Here is a 22,188-nt window from a genome sequence, read left to right as displayed (position 1 = left end):
TCAGGTATGGCCTCTTTCCCATATAGATTTTCTGCTCACAGGGTCTTCTCTAAACGGCGAGGAAATAAAAAAAGGGTGTCAGTACTTCCTGACACCCTTCGTGAATATTCCGAGAATATCTACAATACCGCATCATCCGAAAGACAGGTCATCACTCCGGTTTCGTTAACCGTCCATGTATCCGAGGCGGGGTCGTCATCAAGAATTCCCGACGTTGCTGTAGCCGTAAAAGAGGCGGCATTGCCGACAATCGTATATGTATAACGGGCGGGCGGCATGATATCAATCCATATTCTGGCGAAAGTCTGCGGCGCGGCTGCGTTGGCCGGCCCGGGCGGAATCCAATATCCAATCCCCTGCTGACGATAGGTCGTTTCGTTGACATATATCTGTCGCAAAATAGCCTTGGCCTCCGATTGCTTACTCTTCGTAACTGCCGAATAATAGCGGGGTATCGCCATCGCAGCCAGTATTCCGATTATAACCACCACAATCATTAACTCGATTAAAGTAAAACCTTTTGCATATCTACATTTTCTCACGACTCACCTCTCTGGGATTGTCTGTTATATTCATATTCAACGGATATCAGTGCAAACCACGTTCCTACCAGACTCAGTCGGATATTTAAGTTTACAATGGAGCAAAAATAGGCCGGATCGCTTGAAGTTGTTCAAAATATGAGCTTGCGAATGTCCCAAAAGATGGCCGATTTTCAGGTCCCTTTGACCTTCTCTCCCAGTTTGTACCGCTCCAGCTTCCGATACAATGTGGAGCTGTCGATGCCGAGCATTTCCGCCGCCTTCGATTTCTTCCCCTCCGCCTGATTCATTATATAATATATATAGGCCTTTTCAATTGACTCGAGCGTCGGGGTTTCGGGAGTCTCGGGAGCAATGATTGACGAGGGCTTAGTTTCAAGAATTTTGGCGGGAAAATCGGCCGGTTCGATTATCTCGCTTCGACAAAGAAGCACCGCGCGCTCAATGCAGTTTTCCAGCTCCCGGACGTTACCGGGCCAGTCATATTTATGAAGCGCCTGCATCGCCTCGGGACTAATGGTCTTCAAATCCACACCGTCCCGCCGACAATACTTGGCTACAAAATGGTTCACCAGAAGTGGTATGTCATCACCTCTTTCGCGAAGCGTGGGGATATAGACCGGTATCACGTTCAGCCGATAGAAAAGATCGGAACGAAAACGACCTGCTTTGACATCCTCCTCCAGATCAGCGTTGGTGGCGGAAATTAACCGAACATCCACTTCGATTGGTTTGGTTTCGCCGACCGGAGTGATGATCTTGTCCTCAAGCACTCGCAATAATTTCATCTGTATGGTCAGTGAGATATTGCCAACCTCATCGAGAAAGAATGTGCCGCCGTCGGCCACCTTGAACAATCCCTCCTTGTCCTTAATGGCGCCGGTAAAGGAGCCTTTCTTATATCCAAAAAGCTCCGACTCCAGCAATGTCTCGGGCAGGGCGGCACAATTGATCGTCACAAAAGGCCCCGCGGCCCGGGGCGAGGAAGTATGTATGGCGCGGGCGATAAGATCTTTCCCGGTGCCCGACTCCCCTCGAATCAGCACCGTCGAGTCGGTTCCCGATACCCTCTGAACCAGCTTCTTGAGTTCTATTATCTCCGCCGATTGTCCGATGAAATTCTCAAGAGAAAAATCCTGCTTCAACTGCTTCTTAAGACTCTCATTTTCTTTTCTCATCTTCTTCCGGTTGATCGATTTTTCAATGACCAGCTTTATTTCATCCACTTTGAAGGGTTTGGAAATATAATCCAGCGCCCCCTGTTTCATCGCTTCAATAGCCGTATCGACCGAGGCGAAAGCGGTCATGACGATAAAATCCAGTTCCGGACGCCGCCCCTTAATCTCTTTGAGAAGCTCCAGACCACTCATTTCCGGCATCATCAGGTCGGCAATAATCAAATCATAATTCCGGTTGACTGTTATTTTTACCGCCTCCAGTGGGGAGATAACCGTATCGACCTCGTACCCTTCTTTGGATAACATGATTTCCATGAAGTCGCACATCGACTGCTCATCATCCACCACCAGTATCTTTCCCGGCATTCATGCTCCTTTATAAAGAGTATTGCAGGATATAATTTATCATATTAGTTTTCGGCAGATAACCGGATTGCCTGAACGGCTCCAGAGGGCGCTGTTCAGATATTAAGCAGCTAAATATCCATTCTCCGGTGGCCGTATAATATTATGATCTAAACCTCTCGACTTTAAAGGAATTTATATGTTAAAAGAACTGGATGAAGCTCTGGTAACTTATGTTCGACCCGGTTCCTTTCCCCTGGCGGTCAGGCTGGTCAAAGAGGGCGAAGAAATTTCTGAGCGAACAAGATATCCCCACCGGGATTTGAATACCCAGGTAGCCATCTGCCAGACTTTCTCGATCGCCCGACGTTATGGTTGGCAAATGGCGGTCGGCAAAGAGGACATCAATTGTCCTCTGGCGCTGACCGCATTTGGATTCAAGGAGGAAATCGAGACTTTTTCCTGCGGGGAGATGTGCGCCGGGATGTTTACGGAAACTAAATCGGCCGGCGCAAGAACCGAAGCTCAGGTGGCGAAGTTCTCCTTCCGGGAGTACAAATATATCCTGACGGCGCCCATTTCACGGGCCGACTTTGTCCCGCATCTGTATCTGGTATACGGCAATTCCGCCCAGGTAATGCGGATGCTGGCCGCCTGCCTCTATAAAACCGGAGGGTATTTGACCAGCCGCTTCTCGGCCCGCCTCGATTGTGCCGATATCTGCGTCGAGACAATGCGAAACGGGAAGCCGCAGATTATCCTTCCCTGCTATGGCGACCGGGTCTTCGGGCAGACACAGGATGATGAAATGGCCATCACCTTCCCGGCTGGAATGGAGGCCGATTTGATTGCCGGTTTAGAGGGGACTCATATAGGAGGAATCCGATATCCTGTCCCGTCGTTCCTTCGCTATACCCCGCAATATCCGAAACACTACTACCGACTCTTTGAAGATTGGGAGAAAAAGGAGAAACCAGGGCATGAAGGATAAATTATCGCATCGAGAGCGCATCGAGGCTATTATGCGGGGCGAGACTCCGGATCGCCCGGCAATCTCGCTCTGGAGACATTTTTACCATCTCGAATCGACCGCCAAAGGGCTGGCTGAGGCGATGCTGGAGTACCAGAAAAAATATGATTGGGACTTTATGAAAATCAATCCCCGAGCCAGTTATCATGTGGAAGATTGGGGAAACAAACTCGAATGGTCAGTCCGGGAATTTGATAAGCACCGCAAGGTAAAGTTCGCGATAGAATCAGTTGAGGACTGGGATAAGATCGAGATTCTCTCCCTCACGGCCCCGGTTCTGGCGGAGCATCTGAATGCGATCAGACTAATCAGGAAAGGCTCTGGCAAGGAATTACCGCTGCTGATGACTGTCTTCACACCATTATCCATCGCCGGGGATTTGGTGGCCAGAGAGAAAATGCTTTTGGAGCATCTGGCTCAGGACCCCAAAAGGGTAATTCGGGCTTTGGAAAATATAACTGTCACTTTCGAGCATTATGTGAAAGAAATCCGAAATGCCGGTGCCGATGGGATATTCCTCGCCACTACCGAATGGGCAACCTCCGAGATGATGAGCTACTCCCAATATGCCGAATATGCCCGACCACTCGACTTGAGAATATTGAATGCAACCGGCTCCAATGCCCTGAACCTCCTTCATGTCTGTCGCGGGAGTAATTACCTGAAAGAGCTTTCCGACTATCCCGTTCAACTTGTTAATTGGGATGCTTCGGATCCGACCAATCTTCCAATAGACAAGGGGGCTGAATTCTTGAAAAATATGATCGCCGTCGGGGGCATTGATCAGACCGGCTGGCTCTGGTATGCGACCCCGGGGGAAATAGCCGAGGAAATGTCCAAGATAAAGGGACGGATGGCCGGGCGGCGATTTATATTCGGCCCCGGCTGCACCTACGACCCGCAGGTGCCTGATAAGAATATTCGGGCGGTAAGAGCGGCTGTTTGATTAGGGACTCTAGGCGCTGGGTTTCTTGCCCGGCTGAGCCGATTTCTTTTCTGATGAGCCTATCGACACTACCAGCGTCAGGTCGTTGGTGCTCATCAGATCGTTGTAAAGGGGTTTCGTATCGCACGGACGGCGAATGCCGATACATCCCAGGGTTCCGGTCACGCCTCCATCCGGGTGAATAAGCAATCCAAACCGTTCGGTACTGAAGTTCGGTTCCAGCCGCGCTTTCCATCCAAATCCGTTTGAGTCTTTCATGGAAGGCTCGCTGGTAAGCATCGGCCTCTGAATCGTGTATGTCCCTGCGGGAAGCGCTCCCCTACCCCAGGGACCGCTAATCGCCGGCCAGGAGCGCCCGGTGGGGCTCCAGAGTCTCCCCGACATGAATCTCCATGGCATCTTCTCTTCCTCCTATATCTCGACACGGCATAATTTCCAATTTCGCTATTCCAATATAGATCGTATGATGTCGCCAGTCAACGAATTCTCTCATCAGACGACTGCTCCCGCAAGGGCATTGGATTTTATGTTGACAGTTGAAATTGAGAAAATCATATTCCTGCATAAATTTTGGAAAGGATTCTTATATGTTTTGGGGAATCGCCTTTATTATCGCGGGGTTACTGCTACTCCTGTCACAGTTGCATGTTATCGCGGGGGATTTCTGGGATTATCTTCTGCCGATTGTTCTGATCGCCCTGGGCGCCAAGATGATGTTTGACCGCAAACGCCACCATTATTGATGAGCGAATTAAGAGAGCCAATCATTATTTTTCGGCCTTCCGCCCCCGGTCTGCAGAAATTTATGGGGAAATTGGAGGCGGATCTGATGGAAATTGTCTGGGAAAACGGCCCGTTAACGGTCAAACGGGCCCTCTTTTTTATCAGCCACAAACATCATTATGCCTATACGACGATTATGACCGTGATGAGCAAGCTTACCCAAAAAGGGATGCTCTCAAGAGAAAAGTCGGGCCATTCGTTTGTCTATTCGGCAGAAATGGGAAAAGAGCAGTTTCTTACATTCGCAGTCGAAAAAGTAATTTCCGGTCTCCAAAGCGATTTCGGAGCAATTGTCTCCTCTTTCCTCGCCAGCCCGTCCCGCTCTCGCAAAAAGGGAAAATGAGAACCTCCTGGCTTTAGAGACTTTGGCTGAGGCTGTTCAATTTTCATCCTATTTTCCGATAAGGTATATATGAGGAAAATTGTGCTGTTGGCGTTGCTCTGCCTGCCGATCGTGACCGGCGCCGAAACAGGGTCAAGCTTTTTATCCGACCAACTTGCCTGTTTTGTCATTGTTCCCCCGGGATGGGCGATTGATACCAATCAGGCTGATGAGATTGTGCTGACCGATAGATTTGATAGTGCAAATTACATTTCGGTCAAAAGATACAACATTGAGCAAACCAATCAGATTCGCTCCGAAAGCGACCTCCGGGATGCAATAAGCGGCCTCTACCGAAAGATGGGTATCGAGGGCATTCCGGCTAACTTCAAAATCATCGAGGGGAAAGCGGTTTTTGAAATCGATTTCGAAACATACGATATCTCGGGAATCGCCTATCACAAATTTCTCCGGGGAACCATTTGCCGAAAAGCCGCCGACGGGCAGGTTCTATACTTGATAATCGGGGCGGCGCCCAGTAAAAACTATGAGGCCGTTTTGCCGCAGTTCAAGATAGTCGGTTCGGCCCTGCGGATAACCGAGGAACTATCGCCCGACCTGTTTCCGAGCCAGAACCTGTTCAAGTATTTTCTTATTCTGGTGGTGATCGGACTCAGTATATTCTTTTTCGGTCGGAATCGTCGCGTGCAGAAATCGCGTAATCCTCTGGGGCGGGATAGCGTCAACTTCTGGCGCTGCGGATCTTGCGGAAGGGTGAATCACAGCGAAACGAGATTTTGCCATCGCTGCGGTGCGGAAAGAGTCGAAATAAAAATCCCCCGGGGATGAACCTGCTACTCCTCCTCCAATTCCACCAGAACCCCGGATAACGACGAGGGATGAATAAAAGCAATTTTATGTCCGCCCGCTCCGATGCGCGGGTTGTCATCGATTAATCGATATCCCTGCTCAGCCAGCTCTTTCAGTTTTGCATCAATATTGGAAACCTTTATACAGAGATGGTGAAGACCTTCCCCATTTTTCTGAATGAATTTTTTAACAGTACTCCCCTCACCGAGCGGGGCCACCAGTTCAATGTCTCCGGAGCCGCCCATACCGGGGAAAAAAGCAATTTTGACTTTCTGGGCGGCAAGCTCACTGATCTGTGAGGGCTTTGACCCCAGCAGTCTGGTAAAAACATCAATTGCCTTTTCCATGTCGGCCACGGCGATGCCAATGTGCGCGAGCCGAAAACCATCATTCACGGTATTGGCCTCCTATTGGCCTGCGGTGACAGAATCATAAACCCTTTTCTGCTCCAGATAATCCAACTCCTTATCCCACCTGGAAAGATACGGCCGCACCCACCTCCCCGCATCACGATACATCCTGATGTTGGCCGGCTGCTCTTTAATGGAACCGTCCGCCGACTCAAATTTGATCCGGCTGTGAACCCGAGCGGAATCACCAAAGAATGAAATCGAATCAATTTCTATTCCAATCAGGCTGTCGGCGCCATACCCGCGGACAGCTTTGAGCTCCAGATATTGCGATAAGGAAACCTCCAGATGGTAATAGCTCAATTCATTTTCATACATGACCGTTTTGTCGCCTTCTTTGATCCGGTCAATCGATTCGGTCAATAAGGCTCGCAGGGCAGCCTCATCGGCGCCGGCCGGTTCCTTTGCAATAGTCGGCTCTTTTGAGGTCTGTTTACTGCTGCCGCAACCGATTAACAGCACAAAAAGCAACAATAAATGTATCAGTCTATATCCTTTCATGGTATTCTCCCCAGATTCTCCTTAAGGTATCGGATATTTCTCCCACGGTGGCATAATGCTCGACCGCCCTTATCACCGGCTCAACAATATTGGTGTCGCTCCGCGCGGCATCATCAAGAGCTTGCAACGCCTCCTTAACCGCGGCGTTGTCGCGCCGGCGGCGAAGTTCTTTCAGACGGGCAATCTGCCTGCCTTCCAATTCCTGGTCAACTCTCAAAATGCCCGGAACCTGCCTGGCCTCAGATGCAAAGCGATTGACCCCCACGATAACCGCCTCGCCGGCTTCCACCTCTTTCTGGCAGCGATACGCGGATTGGGCGATTTCATTCCTGAAATAGCCACTTTCAACACATTTAATAGCTCCTCCCCGGCGTTCAATTTCCTGCATCAGTTCATCGATTCTACCTTCCATCTCCCCTGTAAGATACTCAACAAAATAGGAACCGCCAAGAGGATCGGCCGAATCGGCCGCACCCGATTCATAGCCGATTATCTGCTGCGTGCGCAGGGCAATTTCGGCCGATTTTTCAGTCGGCAGAGCCAGGGCTTCATCAAAAGCGTTGGTGTGCAATGATTGTGTCCCGCCGAGAACCGCCGCCAGCGCCTGAAGCGTTGTGCGTACAATATTGTTTTCCGGCTGCTGGGCGGTCAGGGTGGAACCGCCCGTCTGCGTGTGAAAACGGAGAAGCAAGGATTTATAGGACTTGGCCTGGAATCTCTCTTTCATGGTCGCCGCCCAGATCCTTCGGGTCGCCCGGAATTTGGCCACCTCCTCAAAAAGATTATTGTGAGCGGCAAAGAAAAAAGAGAGACGCGGGGCAAAATCATCAATCCCCAGCCCGGCCTTCAGGGCGCTTTCAACATAAGCAATACCGTTGGCCAGAGTGAAGGCCGCTTCCTGCGCGGCCGTGGCGCCCGCCTCCCGAATATGATAACCGGAAATGGAAATCGTATTAAATTGCGGCAGATGCTTCTGGGCATAACCGAATATATCGGTGATTATCCGCATTGACGGCTCGGGAGGGAAAATATAGGTGCCGCGGGCAATAAATTCTTTAAGAATATCGTTTTGCACCGTCCCGGAAATCTGCTCGGGCGCAACGCCCTGCTTCCCAGCGGTCACAATATACATGGCCAGCAGAATTACCGCCGTGGCGTTGATCGTCATCGAGGTCGAAACTTCCCCAAGAGAAATCCCGGCAAAGAGTTGCTCCATATCCTCGAGCGAATCAATCGCCACCCCGGTTCGTCCGACCTCGCCATGCGCCAGAGGATGATCCGAATCATACCCGATCTGCGTGGCCAGGTCAAACGCCACCGAGAGGCCGGTCTGCCCCTGTGAAAGAAGGTAACGGAAACGCCGGTTGGTCTCCTCGGCGGTCCCGAATCCGGCATACTGACGCATGGTCCAGAGCCGACCGCGGTACATATCTTCATAGATGCCCCGCATATATGGGTAAGTGCCGGGGCGCTCCGATCTTTCCGGAGATGCCTTTCCCGGTTCGGCCACAACCGGAATTTCAATGCCGGAGGTCGTCTTTTTCTCGCGGCTCATCTATTCCAATTCCAGCAGTTTTTCGTTTTTATCTACCGCTCGGCCGGCCGATACGAATATTTCGGTGACCACTCCGTCTGTCGATGACTTTATCATATTCTCCATTTTCATGGCCTCGATAATGGCCAGCGTCATTCCCTTTTTCACCGTATCCCCCGCTTTAACTGCTACCGAAAGCACCAGACCGGGCATCGGCGCCCGAATAATCTTATCCTCGGTTCCAGTTAGCGCCGCTCCGGTTCTGCGTCGCAGTTCGGCCAGATTGTATGGTTCGACCTTGACCTGCATCTCCTTCCCCTCGAGAAATATATCCAGGCCGTCGCCGTCACGGCTGATATCCACTTCAGTGGAGCCGTTATCGATTTTAAGAAGAAATTTCTTTTCCGTCAGTTTATCAACAGCCACTCTGTGGGATGCGCCATTGTATTCAATCGCAAAATCCGAACCGCGGTGAGCCAGCCTGATATCATACTCGACATCATCGACAGTGACAATATATCTGTCTTCCAAATCAGCCATGCAATCACTTGACCTTATTCAGACGATTGACTCCCTGAGTGCGATAGTACTGCACCCAGCCGGCGCGGTTTTCTGCGCCGCGTTTGAGCGTCACCGATACTTTATGGCGCTCCAGATGATTGAATATCACCGCTGCAAATGCCGCCTTTTTCGCCTGTCCCGCCGCCGGGCTTTCAAAAGCCCGATCGGGAAATTCTTTATCAATAAAGCCCGTATTATAATCTCCGGACTGGAAACGAGCCGAGCGCATGACCACGCCGGCAAATCCGACCGTGGTATGCAATCCCGATATGCGGTACTCGGTCAGGGCCCGCTCGGCCCGCTTTATCGCTTCAGAACGATCTCGCCCCCAGACAACCAGTTTGGCAATGATCGGATCATAGTACACGGGAATCTCGGAACCGGATACCACGCCGGAGTCAACCCGCACACCGGGGCCGGAAGGCTCCCGATATTCCGAAATGACGCCGGTTGAGGGTAGGAAGTCCTGATGCGGGTCCTCGGCATAGACACGGCATTCGATAGCATGGCCGCGCGGCTGCACATCTCCCTGTTTGATTGACAGCGGCTCCCCCTCCGCAACCCGTATCTGCTCGCGGACCAGATCAAACCCGGTTACCATCTCGGTCACCGGATGCTCCACCTGAAGGCGGGTGTTGACCTCAAGAAAATAGAAATTCATCTTCTCATCGACCAAAAATTCCACCGTCCCGGCGCCGAGATACCCCGACTCTTTCGCGAGACTGACCGCCGCTTTACCCATCCGCTTACGAAGCTCAGGGGTCATCATCGGTGAAGGAGATTCCTCTATCACTTTCTGGTGCCGTCGCTGGATTGAGCATTCTCTCTCACCCAGATAAACGGCATTGCCGTGCGCATCGGCCAGAATCTGCATTTCGATATGACGGGGATCAATCAGGTATTTTTCGAAATAGACACGACCGTCGCCGAAAGCGGAGCCGGCTTCGCGTATGGCCGATTCGACCGATTCTTCCAGATTTTCCTCGGAGCGGACAACCCGCATCCCTTTGCCCCCACCGCCGGCGGCAGCTTTTACCAGAAGCGGAAAGCCGATTTTTCTCCCTATGCTCTGAATGTCCTTCTTATCATTCATATCGAAATCGGTTCCCGGCACAACCGGGAGACCTGCCTTGATCGCAGTACGGCGCGCTTCCAGCTTGTCCCCCAGATGAGCAATCGTCTGCCATCTGGGGCCGATGAATACGATGCCGTTCTCCTCACAGAGACGCGCAAAATCGGCATTCTCTGCCAAAAATCCATAACCGGGATGAAGGGCATCGGCGCCGGACTGCTTGACCGCCTTCAGAATATTTTGCTGATTGAGATAACTGTCGCGGGCGGGTGCCGGACCGATGTTGTACGCCTCCTCGGCCAGCCGGACATGATAGGCGGTCTTATCAATATCGGAGTAGACCGCCACCGATACTATTCCGGCATCATGGCAGGCGCGGATCACCCGGATGGCAATCTCTCCTCGATTGGCAACGAGGATTTTTCTTATCTTGTGGCCCATTGTATAATCTTACAGTGGTATATTTCCATGCTTTTTGGGCGGGTTAGCGTCTTTCTTGGTCTCCAGCATCTGGAACGCCCGTATCAATCGTCCCCGTGTCGTTTTCGGCTCGATCACATCATCAACATACCCATACGCCGCCGCAATAAACGGATTGGCAAATTTCTCGCGGTAATCGTCGGTCTTCTTGCTCAGTTCTCCCTCGGGATCGGAAGCCTTGTCAATCTCCTTCTTGAAAATTATCTCCACTGCTCCCTTGGGACCCATCACCGCAATCTCGGCGGTCGGCCAGGCATAGTTTACATCGCCGCGAATATGTTTGGAATTCATGACATCGTACGCTCCGCCGTATGCCTTGCGGGTAATAACAGTCACTTTCGGGACGGTCGCCTCACAATAGGCATAGAGCAATTTGGCGCCGTGTTTGATAATACCGCCATGCTCCTGATCCGTTCCCGGGAGAAATCCGGGAACATCCTCGAAAGTAAGAATCGGGATATTAAAAGCATCGCAGAAACGGATAAATCGCGCCGCCTTGATCGATGAGGCAATATCGAGCACACCGGCCAGCACCGCTGGCTGGTTGGCAATGATGCCGATCGAGCGCCCCCCCAGGCGGGCGAAGCCGACCACGATATTCATTGCGTAATCGGCATGCACTTCCAGAAATTCGCCGTCATCAATTATATGATGAATGACATCCTTGATGTCGTATGATTTGTTCGGATTGTCCGGAACAATCGTATTGAGAATCTCATCCTCGCGGTCGGAGGGGTCGGCGGTTTCACGGAACGGCGGATCCTCAAGATTATTTTGCGGCATATAACTGATGAGCTTACGGAGGGTGCTGATCACCTCGGCCTCGTTTTCGCAGGCAAAGTGCGCCACACCCGATTTGCCGGCATGCACCATGGCGCCGCCCAGTTCCTCGGAAGTTACAATCTCATGGGTGACTGTCTTGACAACATTAGGGCCGGTGACAAACATATAGGAGGTGTTCTTGGCCATCAGAATAAAATCGGTGATGGCCGGGCTGTAAACCGCACCACCGGCGCAGGGCCCCAATATTACCGATATTTGCGGGACCACCCCCGAGGCAAGCGTATTGCGGAGGAATATTTCGGCATAACCGCCCAGCGACACCACTCCTTCCTGTATTCGCGCCCCCCCGGAATCGTTAAGACCAATCACCGGCGCCCCCACTTTCATCGCCTTATCCATGATCTTGCAGATCTTTTCCGCAAGGGCGCCCGATAGCGATCCGCCGAAAACAGTAAAATCCTGTGAGAAAATGAAAACCAGGCGGCCATCGATAGTGCCGCAACCGGTCACCACGCCGTCACCCAGCACCTTCTTATCGGCCAGCCCAAAATCGGTACTGCGATGCGTTACAAACATATCGAATTCCTCAAAGGAATTCTTATCCAGCAGCAGGTCGATTCTTTCGCGCGCGGTCAGTTTCCCTTTCTGGTGCTGGGCATCGATTTTATCCTGGCCGCCACCGAGACGCGCCTGCTGCCGCATCTCTTCAAGCTTCTTCAGTTTTTCTTCAAGTGACATAAATAACGAAAAGCATAAGGTTTAATCCCCTCGATGAATGCCCTGATGAATTACTCAACCCGGTTAACGATTATTTTCCCCTCCCGTTCAACAAGTCTTCCGATTTTGATATTTGTATCATGGTCAAAAGCAATCGCCGTCTGCTCTTTCAAAAATTTATCAACCAGCTTCCGCTTTACTTCCATCGTCTTTACCGGATCGAGGTCGACCGCCGCCACATAAGGGATACGGATATGGTGCGATGATGGAAAAATATCCGCATAATATGCCGCCGATGCCCCCTCTGAGACTGCCTCCACTCCTTGATGCCCCGGAGTATGCCCGCCGGTTCTGAGCACCCGGACACCCGGGATTATCTCGGTATCGCCGTCAACCAGCTCAAGTTGACCGGCCTTCTCAATGACAGCGAGCCGGTCGGAAATATAAACCGCGGCGGTTCGCTCGTTCGGATTCATGGCCTCATGCCATTCTATCTTCTGCACGATGTACTTTGCCTTCTTGAAACGAGGCACCAACGCACCGTTTTCATTCCTGACCGCCCCGCCCGAATGGTCGGTGTGGAGGTGAGTCAGAATGACAAAATTAATATCTTCCGTCGATAAGCCAAACGCAGCCAGGCCGCTTTCGATATTGGTCTGACCGGAGGCGGCATAGACTTTTTTCTCGACCGGGCTGATACAATCTCCTAATCCAGTGTCGAGAAGGAAATTCTTTCCGCCGGCCTTAAGAACGAAAAGATTGGTTTCCATGGTTATGAGGTTATCCTCATCGGCCGGCATCAATTTCCCCCAGATCTTCTTGGGGATAACACCAAACATTGACCCTCCGTCGAGCCGGAAAGCCTGCTCGACGAAGGGGATTATTTCAAAACGACCGAATTTCAAGCCTACCTCAGATAGTTACCGGCAATCACCAGCCGCTGCACCTCGGAGGTTCCTTCATAGATTTCGGTGACCCGCTGGTCGCGGTACAACTTCTCGATGACCGAGAACTCGCCGATATAACCATAACCGCCGTGAATCTGCATCGCTCTATCGACACAGAAACGGGCCGCCTCAGTAGAAAACAGCTTAGCCTGCGCCGCTTCCACGGAGAACTTCTCACCCTTATCCTGAAGCATGGCCGCCTTGTAGGTCATCATGCGGGCCGCTTCCAGCTGGGTCGACATATCGGCAATCATCCACTGAATCGCCTGCAGCTTGGCAATCGGCGCCCCGAAAGCGATACGAGTCTTGGCGTAATTGACCGATTCGTCGAGCGCTCTCTGGCAGAGTCCAACACCCTGCGCCGCCACACCGATACGGGCGCCATCAAGCGTGGCCATGGCATACCGGAATCCCTTGCCGATTTCGCCCAGCTGATTCGCGACCGGAACCCGGCAATCTTTGAGTTCGATCCGCCCGGTGGTAGCCGCCCGCATACCCATCTTGTGTCTCAGCGTGAATCCTTTAAAGCCGGGCGTGCTCGCCTCGACAATAATGGCCGAGACCTTGGGACGTTCCGAGGCTTCCTCGCCGATACGGCAGAATAAAACCGCTACATCGCAGGCATCGCCATGCATGATAAAAATCTTCTCGCCGTTGATGACGAACTGATTCCCCTCAATTTTGGCAATGGTCTGCTGGTTGGCGGCATCGGAGCCAGCCAGCCTTTCGGTCAGCGCAAACGCCGGAATGCTTTCGCCGGTGGCGCACTTGGGCAGGTACTTTTTCTTCTGCTCGTCCGATGCGAAATGAATTATCGGGTAAACAGCCAGTTCCGGCACCGCCGCCAGAAGAGCCGTGGCGGCATCATAAAACGCCAGCTCTTCAATCAGCGTGATATACTCGATATTGGAATTCCCGCCGCCGCCGTACTCTTTCGGCATGGCAAAGCCGATCAGGCCCGCTTTCCCCAGCTTGTGATAATAATCGATCGGAAACTTTTCCGGAGCGCGGTCCAGTTCTTTATAAACCGGAAGAATCTCTTTCTCGGCAAAGTCCTTTACTCGGTCTCTGACAGCCTGTTGTCTTGGATCAACGTTATATCTCATCTCTCCTCCCGAGACTATGACATGGTTTATCTTCAATTGCCGGAGCAATCAAAGGATTAATTAAATTATTTCCTCATCTCGATGCCGTTTGGCGACCGCCTCGCGAAGGTAGTTTATCGCTTCTTCGGTGGTGGCGCCGGGGGTAAACAGCTTGTCGATCCCCATTTTCTCCAGCGTCACGACATCCTCATTGGGGATAATCCCGCCGCCGAACAGAATCATATGTTCGGCTTTTTTCTCATTGAGAAGATTCCGTATCGCCGGAAAAAGGGTCATATGCGCGCCGGAAAGAATCGAGACGCCGACCGCATCGACATCCTCCTGTATGGCGGCATTGACAATCATCTCCGGTGTCTGCCGCAGGCCGGTATAGATAACCTCGAACCCGGCATCGCGGAACGCGGCGGCGATTACTTTGATTCCCCGGTCGTGGCCATCCAGCCCCGGTTTTGCCAAAAGTACTCTGATTTTTTCGGACATAAGTTTTTCTATTTCAATTATTTCTTTAATCAGATTCAATGTCGAAACCGCTGGGGTTTCGACCTATTAGTGCCAGTTATCACTCCATCTAAATAATCGGCGGCTCAATATACTCGCCGAAAATCGGGCGAAGCGTGTCGATTATCTCGCCCTCGGTTGTATATACCCGCACACAATCCAGAATCGCTTTCAATGTGTTGCCGGTACCATTTGCCGCCACCGCCAACTCCTCAAGAGTTCGTTTCACCTTGTCGTTGTCGCGCTCGGCGCGAAGCTTTTTTATAAAAGCGGTCTGCCCCCGCTCCACGCTCTCATCAATTTTCAAAATCGGGATAGTGATTTTCTCGTTTTCGAGAACATAATCATTAATCCCAACTATTATCCGATCCTTTTTCTCTATCTCTTTCTGGTACCTATAGGCCGCTTTGGCTATCTCTCTCTGGAAATACCCTTCTTCGATCCCTTTCAGCACGCCGCCGCGCCGGTCGATTTCTTCGAGATATTTTTCCGCATCGGCCTCCATCTTGTCGGTCAGCGCCTCTACAAAATAGGAACCCGCCAGCGGGTCGATCGTATTGGCCACGCCGGTTTCACAGGCGATAATTTGCTGGGTGCGAAGTGCAATGAGCACCGCTTTCTCGGATGGCAGCGCCAGGGTTTCATCCATCGAATTGGTATGGAGCGACTGGGTTCCTCCCAGCACCCCCGAGAGTCCCTCGAACGCCGTCCGGACTATGTTGTTTTCGGGCTGTTGGGCCGTAAGCGAGCACCCGGCTGTCTGGGTATGGAACCGAAGCAGCCACGAGCGCTCATCTCTGGCATGATATTTCTCTTTCATTCGGCGGGCAAATATCCTGCGGGCGGCCCGGTACTTGGCAATCTCCTCAAAGAAATCCTGGTGAGCGTTGAAAAAGAAAGAGAGCCGCGGGGTGAATTTGTCGACATCCTGCCCATCGGCAATGGCCGCCTCGATATAGGTGAAACCATCCGCCAGCGTAAAAGCCAGTTCCTGCGCCGCCGTCGAGCCTGCCTCACGGATATGATAACCGGATATCGAAATCGTATTCCACTGGGGCACATGGTCGGTGCAGAAAGCCATCAGGTCGGTAATCAGCCGAATAGATGGTTTCGGCGGGAAAACCCATTCCTTCTGAGCAATATATTCCTTGAGAATATCATTTTGTAGCGTGCCGCGAAGCTTTTCAAAAGGCACCCCCTCTTTTTCCGCCACCGCCAGATACATCGCCAAAAGTATTGAAGCCGGGGCGTTGATGGTCATTGAGGTGGAAACCTGGCCGAGATTGATACCGTCAAAAATAATCTCCACATCGGCCAGCGTATCAACCGCCACGCCGCATTTGCCGACCTCACCCAGCGAACGGATATGGTCGGAATCGTAACCCATCAGAGTGGGAAGGTCAAACGCAACGGAAAGGCCGGTCTGGCCATGATTCAGAAGATAATGATACCTTTCGTTGGTTTGCCGCGGGGTGCCCATACCGGAAAATTGCCGCATCGTCCATAAGCGGCTCCGGTACATGGTATGATGAATCCCCCGGGTATAGGGGTATTCGCCGGGAAATCCGACTTTTTCCGAGAAATTGGCGCCGTTGACATCGGCCGGGGTATATAGCTCGTTAACCTCTTCTCCCGAAACGGTTATAAACCGGGAAAATCAAGCCCTAAAGCAGGATAAGGGAAGGTTCCGTCAAACCGCTTTCTTTTTGATGGCCGCAGTTTGTCCCTTTCCGGATAAGGAAAACAGGGGAAAAGCAAAAAATCATCAAAACGAGGATTATTTCAATCTCTTTTACCCCTGATTAACGCGGCTTTTCCGGGAGTATCCAAGCCGTAAATCACTATTTCCGGTCGGATTTCAAATCCGAGAGTTCCAGCAATTTTTGACTGATAGTATAGGGATCGCTTTTCCCTTCATAAATATCGGAAACGATTTTATCCAAATTGACCAGGCCGTTCAGTTTGTCTTTGATCAGGTTGCTCAGATGATACTGAAGGATGCTGTAAATTTTCTTTCGTATCTGCTCCCGGCGGCGATTCTCAAAACGGCCGGAGGATTTTTCATATTCGATATGGGCACCGATTTTTTCGAGAAGCCGGTCGGTATTCTTATTGTTAATCGCCTCGGTGGCTATCACCGGAAGTTCCCAGTCGATCTTTTCTCTCTTAATCTCCAGAATCATATTCAACTCGGCGACAATATTCTCCGAGCCGGGGCGATCGGCCTTGTTTATCGCAAAAATATCGGCGATCTCCATCAGCCCAGCCTTCATCGCCTGAATAGCATCCCCCGATTCCGGCACGAGCACCACAATGACAGTATCGCAGGTATCGATAATATCAAGTTCCACCTGCCCCACCCCGACCGTCTCAAGAAGAATATAGTCGAAGCCAAAAGCGTCGAGGGCGATGGTAACATTGCCCGTGGCGGCGGCCAGCCCGCCGGTGGAACCGCGGGTGGCCATGGAGCGGATATAGACCGAACCATCGATCGGCATATCGATAAGACGAATCCGATCGCCCAACAATGCTCCGCCGGTGAACGGTGAACTGGGGTCGACCGCGATCACGCCCACTTTTTTACCGGAAGAGGCCAGAATTCTGGTGACATTGTTAACCAGCGATGATTTCCCCGCCCCCGGAGGGCCGGTGAACCCGATTTTAATCGCTTTCCCGGAACGAGGATAAAGACGGGAGAGAACTTCCTGGTATCCCTCACCTCTGTCTTCGATAAAAGAGATTATCCGGGCCAGCGCCGCCTGATCGCCTTCAAGAAACTTATCAAGGACAGTCATGTGACCTATCAATAATGTCCGATATCACCCGCCGCCAGTTTCATATCTTTCAATCGGAGCTGTATCCGGGTGTGGTCGTTCCAGGAATTATACTCCACCACATAAACCAGATCAACCAGATTTCCCCGCCCGGAAAGGTTGCGCACCCAGTCGCCAAATCCGAAACCGATAACATCAAAGACGGAATCCCCTTTTCGTACTTTCATCTTCAAATGATTTTTGCCGACGCAGTACGGTTGTCCCAAAATTTCACAGTTCCGGGTCAGGAAAACCGGCCTCATGTTCTGCGGTCCGAACGGCGCAAAGGTCTCGAGAACATCCAGAAAGGCGTCATTGATTTGCGACAACTCAATTTCGGAATCAATATAGAGTTTTGCCACCAGATCGTCATCGGTCAGAAGACGGCGCGAAACTTCTTTCATACGATCCCTGAAAGCGGTGATTTTGGTCGGATTGATGGTCAAACCGGCGGCATATTTGTGGCCGCCATATCGCAGCAGAAGATCCTCGCACTCTTTGAGAGCATCGCAGAGATGAAATCCGGGAATTGAGCGCGCCGACCCTTTCCCCTCACCGTTATCGATGGCAATCATGATGGTTGGTAAGTGGAATTTCTCAACCAGTCGGCTGGCCACAATTCCGATTACTCCCTGATGCCACCCCTCGGAGGCCAGAATTATGGCCCGGTCATTCTCCAAATCAACCGACTGCCGAATCTGTTCCAGAGCCTCATTAAGGGTTTTCTCATCGATATTCTTGCGGCGCTGATTTTCACTATCCAGTTTGCGGGCGATTTCGGCCGCCATTCTTTCATCCTTGGTGGTGAGCAAACGTATCGCCATCTCGGCATCACCCAGACGGCCAATGGCATTAATACGCGGCGCCAGAATGAAAACCACCTGCCCGGTGCCGATATCTTTTCCCATCAGACCGGAAACAAAGGTAAGCGATTTCAATCCCGGCTTGTTGGTCCGGGAAATCTGCTTGATGCCAAACTTGGTCAAAATGCGGTTTTCGCCGACCAGGGGGACAATATCGGCCGCAGTCCCCAGCGCCACCAAATCAAGATGCTCCTCAAGCTCGGCCTGGTCCTGTTGCAATCTCTGGTATAAGGCCTGAGCCAGCTTGAAGGCCACCCCGACTCCCGAGAGCTCCCCGCCGGCATAAGTGCAATCTTTCTGCTTGGGATTGACTAACGCCACCGGGTCGGGCAGGATCTCCCCCGGCTCGTGATGGTCGGTCAGGATGCATTCGATACCAAGCGAACGGGCATATTTGACCTCCTCCACCGCCGTGACGCCGGTATCAACCGAGATAAGCAATGAGATTCCCTTGGCCACGGCCTCTTTGATCCCATCGACGGACAGGCCGTACCCTTCCACCAGACGATTGGGCAGATAATAATGAACCTGCGCGCCCAGCTTGTTAAGAACCATATAGAGAAGAGAGGCGGCCGTGATACCATCGACATCATAATCGCCATAGACCATGATTTTTTCGTTGTCGCGGAGAGCATTCAGAATCCTTCCCACCGCCTTTTCCATTCCAAACATGGTAAAAGGATCCAGCAGATCGGACAAGGAGGGATGAAGGAATTGTCTGATGGCTTCGACGTTGTCAATCTGGCGATTGAAAAGAATTTTAACGATTATTTTATCAAGTCCGACTTTACCGCTTATGTCCTGCAGCAAGTCGGGATCAGGCTCAGGAGCCACCACCCATTTCAACGGGACGGATTTGGTTGCCCAATTCATTGCGGCTTCCTTTTTCAAGAAGCCAGAAAGAGAGAAATAAGCCGAGTTCTGTTTTCCCCCGTTTTAACGGGGGAAATACGGTCATTTATCTTGACCGGGCAGTTGCCTGCCGGTTCCATGCGGCCTACCCGGGAATCAGAAGGGGCGAGCCAGCCCCTTTTCCCCTATTTGGCCTTGCTCCGGGTGGGGTTTACCCCCGTCAGGGTCTCCCCCGACGGGCGGGGTCTCTTACACCTCGTTTTCACCATTGCCTCTATCCACCGCAAAGCGGATAGATAGGCTGTCTGTTTTCTGTGGCACTTTCCGTCGGATCACTCCGCCCCGGCGTTACCGGGCACCCCGGCTCTGTGGAGCTCGGACTTTCCTCACTTTAAGTTTTCATAAAGCGCGACCGTTTTTCACTCTTTCTGTGCTTACGTTTAGAATCTATAGTTAACACTCATAATCAATATCATATCATCCGGCGATAATTGGGGGCTTCCTTGGAAATCGCCACCGAATGCGGATGAGATTCAATTACTCCGGCCTGGGTTATCTTTACAAATCGGGCTCTTTTATGCAGCTCCTTGATATTCGCGGCGCCGCAGATCCCCATCCCGGAGCGAAGCCCGCCGACCAACTGATAGACCGAGTCCGCCAAATCCCCTTTATAGGCTACTCGTCCCTCAATCCCTTCCGGGACAAATTTAGAAACATCTTCCTGATGCTCCTGAAAATACCTGTCGCGGCTGCCGGCTTTCATCGATTCCAGTGAACCCATGCCGCGATAGACTTTGAATGTTCTTCCCTCATACAGAACCGTCTCTCCCGGAGATTCTTCCGTGCCGGCGAACAGTGAACCTATCATAACCGAATCGGCGCCCGCCGCCAAAGCCTTGGTTATATCGCCCGAATAGCGGATTCCTCCATCGGCCACGACCGGAATATCATGCTTGCCGGCCGCTTCGACGCTCTCCATAACCGCCGTTATCTGCGGCATGCCGGCGCCGGTAATGACCCGAGTGGTGCAAATAGAGCCGGGGCCAATCCCAACTTTGACGGTGTCGGCACCGGCATCAATTAAGGCCTGTGCCCCTTCCCTGGTGGCAACATTCCCGGCCATTATCGGTTTATCGGGAAATCTCTTTTTCAAATATTCCACCGTCTTAAGGACCCCGACAGAATGACCATGCGAGGAATCAATCACCAGAATATCCACTTCGGCCTGAACCAGAAGATCGGCTCTTTTTTCGCAATCGGCGGAGACACCCACCGCCGCCCCCACCCGAAGCCTACCCCGTTCATCCTTGCAGGCATTGGGATATTGAATCTTTTTCATGATATCCTTGACCGTGATCATCCCCTTAAGGTTGTTTTCATTGTCAACAATAAGCAGCTTCTCAATCCGGTTTTTGTGCAGAAGTTCCTGAGCGGTCTCAAGGTCGGTTCCCTCCGGGGCGGTAATCAGATTGCTCTTGGTCATGACCTCTCTTATCAGCAGATTACCTTCTTTATGAAAGCGCAGGTCACGATTGGTCAGTATCCCTACCAGTTTGCCGTTTTCGGTGATTGGAATGCCGGAAATGGCAAACTTCTTCATCACTTGAAGAGCCTCGCCGATCGGGCGGTCCGGCGGGAGCGTGATCGGATCAACGATCATCCCCGATTCGGAGCGCTTGACCTTATCAACCTCGGCCGCCTGTATCTCGGGCGCCAGATTCTTGTGTATAATCCCTATTCCGCCCTGCTGGGCCAGAGCAATGGCCAGTTTATATTCGGTGACCGTATCCATTGCCGACGAAATAATGGGGATGTTAAGCGCTATGGCCGATGTCAGCCGGGTGGAGACATTAACTTCCCGCGGTAGAACATCCGATTTCGACGGCACCAGAAGAACATCGTCGAAAGTCAAACCGTCTTTATGAAAAAATTCGGCCATGATAATACCTTATTCGCTTTCCCCATCGTGCCAGATAAGCATTCTTCCGCAGTTGTCACAGGTAATAATTTCATCGCCTCGCTTGATTTCCTGAATCCGGTGCGGCGGAAGACCTTTATAGCAGGCACCGCAGGATCGTTTTTTTACCGAAACTACGACCGTGCCTCCACGGCTCTTGCGCACCCGCTCATAAACCGACATCGTTTTCTTGGGAATTCGGACCGTTATATTGGTCCGCTCATCCTCCTTAATAGCAATCTTGCTCCCGACCGAATCCATTTTCTCCTGAAGAATCGTCAATTCCCTGGTATTCCTCTCCTTGGCCTCTTCCGCTTTCCGTTTAAAATCCTGAATATCAACCTGAAGCTTTTCCACTTTCTCAATCAGTTCCAGCAGTTGTGTTTCTTTCTCGTTTATGGCTCCTTTAACCAGATCAATCTGAGAGACCAGAGCGTCATACTCCCTATTCGTTTTAATGGCCATCATTTGTTCCTGGAGCCTTTTCAAATCAGTCTGTTTGGAGGAAAGATCCAGTTCCAGAGTCTTCTGCAGCAATCTGGAATCAGTGAGTTCTTTTTCGACATTACGATAGAGATTCTCCGTTTCATCCACTTCGCGCCGCAGATTCTCCATCATATCGGGAAGATATTCTTTAGAGCGCTCTAATTCTCCGAGATCATAATCGATTACCTGTAATTTTAAGAGCATCTCGAGATCGCTTTGCATTACTCGCTCCTTACTTTGTTCCATAGGCATATAAATAAAAAGGCGCAGTCTTAATTTGGCTCAAGACTGCGCCGTAATTCTTTCCTCACTTATCCCAATTCCGGCTTTATCCGCCTTCCTTGTTTTCAAAGGCAAGTGCATACTCTTTCTATCGGCTTTCTCCGACATCTTCTTCATCTGGGCAATACTGGACTCGAACCAGTGGCCTCTCGGATGTGAACCGAACGCTCTAACCAACTGAGCTAATTGCCCAAAAATCAATCTTCACCTTTCAATCATCCTGGGCCCACCAGGACTTGAACCTGGGACCCGCTGATTATGAGTCAGCTGCTCTAACCAACTGAGCTATGGGCCCGATAGTTAAAGCTTA

At 51.5% G+C, this 22,188-nt stretch carries 20 protein-coding genes, 2 tRNA genes, 1 other RNA gene and 2 pseudogenes; 5 read left to right on the top strand and 20 right to left on the bottom strand.

The features are described 5' to 3' along the window. Positions 1 to 407: 407 nt before the first annotated feature. Both NT002_08215 and NT002_08210 read right to left on the bottom strand, forming a co-directional pair. Positions 408 to 542, bottom strand: a pseudogene (locus NT002_08215) (prepilin-type N-terminal cleavage/methylation domain-containing protein). A gap of 173 nt (positions 543 to 715) precedes the next feature. Further along, a complete protein-coding gene (locus tag NT002_08210; protein MCX6829249.1) occupies positions 716 to 2,086 on the bottom strand; it encodes a sigma-54 dependent transcriptional regulator in 1,371 nt (456 codons plus the stop codon). A gap of 178 nt (positions 2,087 to 2,264) precedes the next feature. Here NT002_08210 and NT002_08205 point away from each other — a divergent pair, with 178 nt between their 5' ends. Further along, on the top strand, positions 2,265 to 3,056 hold the full coding sequence (locus NT002_08205) for a DUF169 domain-containing protein (GenBank protein ID MCX6829248.1): 792 nt from the start codon (positions 2,265 to 2,267) through the stop codon (positions 3,054 to 3,056). Further along, complete coding sequence (locus NT002_08200) at positions 3,046 to 4,041, top strand: hypothetical protein (protein MCX6829247.1); 996 nt, start codon at positions 3,046 to 3,048, stop codon at positions 4,039 to 4,041. The genes NT002_08205 and NT002_08200 overlap by 11 nt, the downstream gene beginning before the upstream one ends. Positions 4,042 to 4,050: 9 nt before the next feature. Here NT002_08200 and NT002_08195 read toward each other — a convergent pair whose 3' ends face one another. Continuing rightward, complete coding sequence (locus NT002_08195) at positions 4,051 to 4,440, bottom strand: hypothetical protein (GenBank protein MCX6829246.1); 390 nt, start codon at positions 4,438 to 4,440, stop codon at positions 4,051 to 4,053. A 188-nt stretch (positions 4,441 to 4,628) separates the two neighbouring features. On the opposite strand from NT002_08195, the gene NT002_08190 reads away from it, so the two are divergent. The 3 genes from NT002_08190 (at position 4,629) to NT002_08180 (ending at position 5,995) form a co-directional block, all read left to right on the top strand. Then, the gene (locus NT002_08190; GenBank protein MCX6829245.1) at positions 4,629 to 4,784 is read left to right on the top strand and encodes a DUF5668 domain-containing protein; all 156 of its coding nucleotides are present in this window, start codon (positions 4,629 to 4,631) and stop codon (positions 4,782 to 4,784) included. Then, positions 4,784 to 5,167, top strand: a complete 384-nt coding sequence (locus tag NT002_08185) for a BlaI/MecI/CopY family transcriptional regulator (protein ID MCX6829244.1) — start codon at positions 4,784 to 4,786, stop codon at positions 5,165 to 5,167. The genes NT002_08190 and NT002_08185 overlap by 1 nt, the downstream gene beginning before the upstream one ends. A gap of 81 nt (positions 5,168 to 5,248) precedes the next feature. Beyond that, the gene (locus NT002_08180) at positions 5,249 to 5,995 is read left to right on the top strand and encodes a zinc ribbon domain-containing protein (protein ID MCX6829243.1); all 747 of its coding nucleotides are present in this window, start codon (positions 5,249 to 5,251) and stop codon (positions 5,993 to 5,995) included. 5 nt (positions 5,996 to 6,000) lie between these two features. Here the strand turns inward: NT002_08180 and mce are convergent, their stop codons facing one another. The 17 genes and pseudogenes from mce to NT002_08095 form a co-directional block, all read right to left on the bottom strand. Beyond that, complete coding sequence (gene mce, locus NT002_08175) at positions 6,001 to 6,411, bottom strand: methylmalonyl-CoA epimerase (protein MCX6829242.1); 411 nt, start codon at positions 6,409 to 6,411, stop codon at positions 6,001 to 6,003. A gap of 12 nt (positions 6,412 to 6,423) precedes the next feature. After that, complete coding sequence (locus NT002_08170; GenBank protein ID MCX6829241.1) at positions 6,424 to 6,927, bottom strand: hypothetical protein; 504 nt, start codon at positions 6,925 to 6,927, stop codon at positions 6,424 to 6,426. Continuing rightward, positions 6,914 to 8,482, bottom strand: coding sequence for a methylmalonyl-CoA mutase family protein (locus NT002_08165; protein MCX6829240.1), 1,569 nt, complete (start codon positions 8,480 to 8,482; stop codon positions 6,914 to 6,916). The genes NT002_08170 and NT002_08165 overlap by 14 nt, the downstream gene beginning before the upstream one ends. Beyond that, entirely contained in the window at positions 8,483 to 9,001 is a 519-nt protein-coding gene (locus NT002_08160; GenBank protein MCX6829239.1) for a biotin/lipoyl-binding protein, read from the bottom strand. Positions 9,002 to 9,005: 4 nt separating this feature from the next. After that, positions 9,006 to 10,535, bottom strand: a complete 1,530-nt coding sequence (accC, locus tag NT002_08155; GenBank protein MCX6829238.1) for an acetyl-CoA carboxylase biotin carboxylase subunit — start codon at positions 10,533 to 10,535, stop codon at positions 9,006 to 9,008. A gap of 9 nt (positions 10,536 to 10,544) precedes the next feature. Beyond that, positions 10,545 to 12,095: an acyl-CoA carboxylase subunit beta gene (locus tag NT002_08150; protein ID MCX6829237.1), complete on the bottom strand. Its 1,551-nt coding sequence runs from the start codon at positions 12,093 to 12,095 to the stop codon at positions 10,545 to 10,547. Positions 12,096 to 12,145: 50 nt separating this feature from the next. Then, the gene (locus NT002_08145; protein ID MCX6829236.1) at positions 12,146 to 12,979 is read right to left on the bottom strand and encodes an MBL fold metallo-hydrolase; all 834 of its coding nucleotides are present in this window, start codon (positions 12,977 to 12,979) and stop codon (positions 12,146 to 12,148) included. Between the two features lie 2 nt (positions 12,980 to 12,981). After that, on the bottom strand, positions 12,982 to 14,127 hold the full coding sequence (locus tag NT002_08140; GenBank protein MCX6829235.1) for an acyl-CoA dehydrogenase family protein: 1,146 nt from the start codon (positions 14,125 to 14,127) through the stop codon (positions 12,982 to 12,984). Positions 14,128 to 14,187: 60 nt separating this feature from the next. Next, the gene (locus tag NT002_08135; GenBank protein ID MCX6829234.1) at positions 14,188 to 14,607 is read right to left on the bottom strand and encodes a cobalamin B12-binding domain-containing protein; all 420 of its coding nucleotides are present in this window, start codon (positions 14,605 to 14,607) and stop codon (positions 14,188 to 14,190) included. Positions 14,608 to 14,695: 88 nt separating this feature from the next. After that, a pseudogene (locus NT002_08130) lies at positions 14,696 to 16,273 on the bottom strand (methylmalonyl-CoA mutase family protein). A gap of 193 nt (positions 16,274 to 16,466) precedes the next feature. Further along, on the bottom strand, positions 16,467 to 17,420 hold the full coding sequence (gene meaB / locus NT002_08125) for a methylmalonyl Co-A mutase-associated GTPase MeaB (protein MCX6829233.1): 954 nt from the start codon (positions 17,418 to 17,420) through the stop codon (positions 16,467 to 16,469). 8 nt (positions 17,421 to 17,428) lie between these two features. Continuing rightward, the gene (gene recJ / locus NT002_08120; protein MCX6829232.1) at positions 17,429 to 19,174 is read right to left on the bottom strand and encodes a single-stranded-DNA-specific exonuclease RecJ; all 1,746 of its coding nucleotides are present in this window, start codon (positions 19,172 to 19,174) and stop codon (positions 17,429 to 17,431) included. A gap of 22 nt (positions 19,175 to 19,196) precedes the next feature. Further along, an RNA gene (gene rnpB, locus NT002_08115) (RNase P RNA component class A) lies at positions 19,197 to 19,581 on the bottom strand. A gap of 44 nt (positions 19,582 to 19,625) precedes the next feature. Beyond that, positions 19,626 to 21,092, bottom strand: coding sequence for an IMP dehydrogenase (gene guaB, locus NT002_08110; GenBank protein MCX6829231.1), 1,467 nt, complete (start codon positions 21,090 to 21,092; stop codon positions 19,626 to 19,628). 9 nt (positions 21,093 to 21,101) lie between these two features. Further along, complete coding sequence (locus NT002_08105; GenBank protein ID MCX6829230.1) at positions 21,102 to 21,818, bottom strand: C4-type zinc ribbon domain-containing protein; 717 nt, start codon at positions 21,816 to 21,818, stop codon at positions 21,102 to 21,104. 178 nt (positions 21,819 to 21,996) lie between these two features. Then, positions 21,997 to 22,070, bottom strand: a tRNA-Val gene (locus NT002_08100). A 29-nt stretch (positions 22,071 to 22,099) separates the two neighbouring features. After that, a tRNA-Ile gene (locus NT002_08095) sits at positions 22,100 to 22,173 on the bottom strand. Positions 22,174 to 22,188 lie beyond the last annotated feature (15 nt).

Source organism: Candidatus Zixiibacteriota bacterium (genome assembly GCA_026397505.1).
Lineage (GTDB): Bacteria > Zixibacteria > MSB-5A5 > GN15 > PGXB01 > JAPLUR01.
This window is presented reverse-complemented; position numbering and strand designations above follow the sequence as displayed.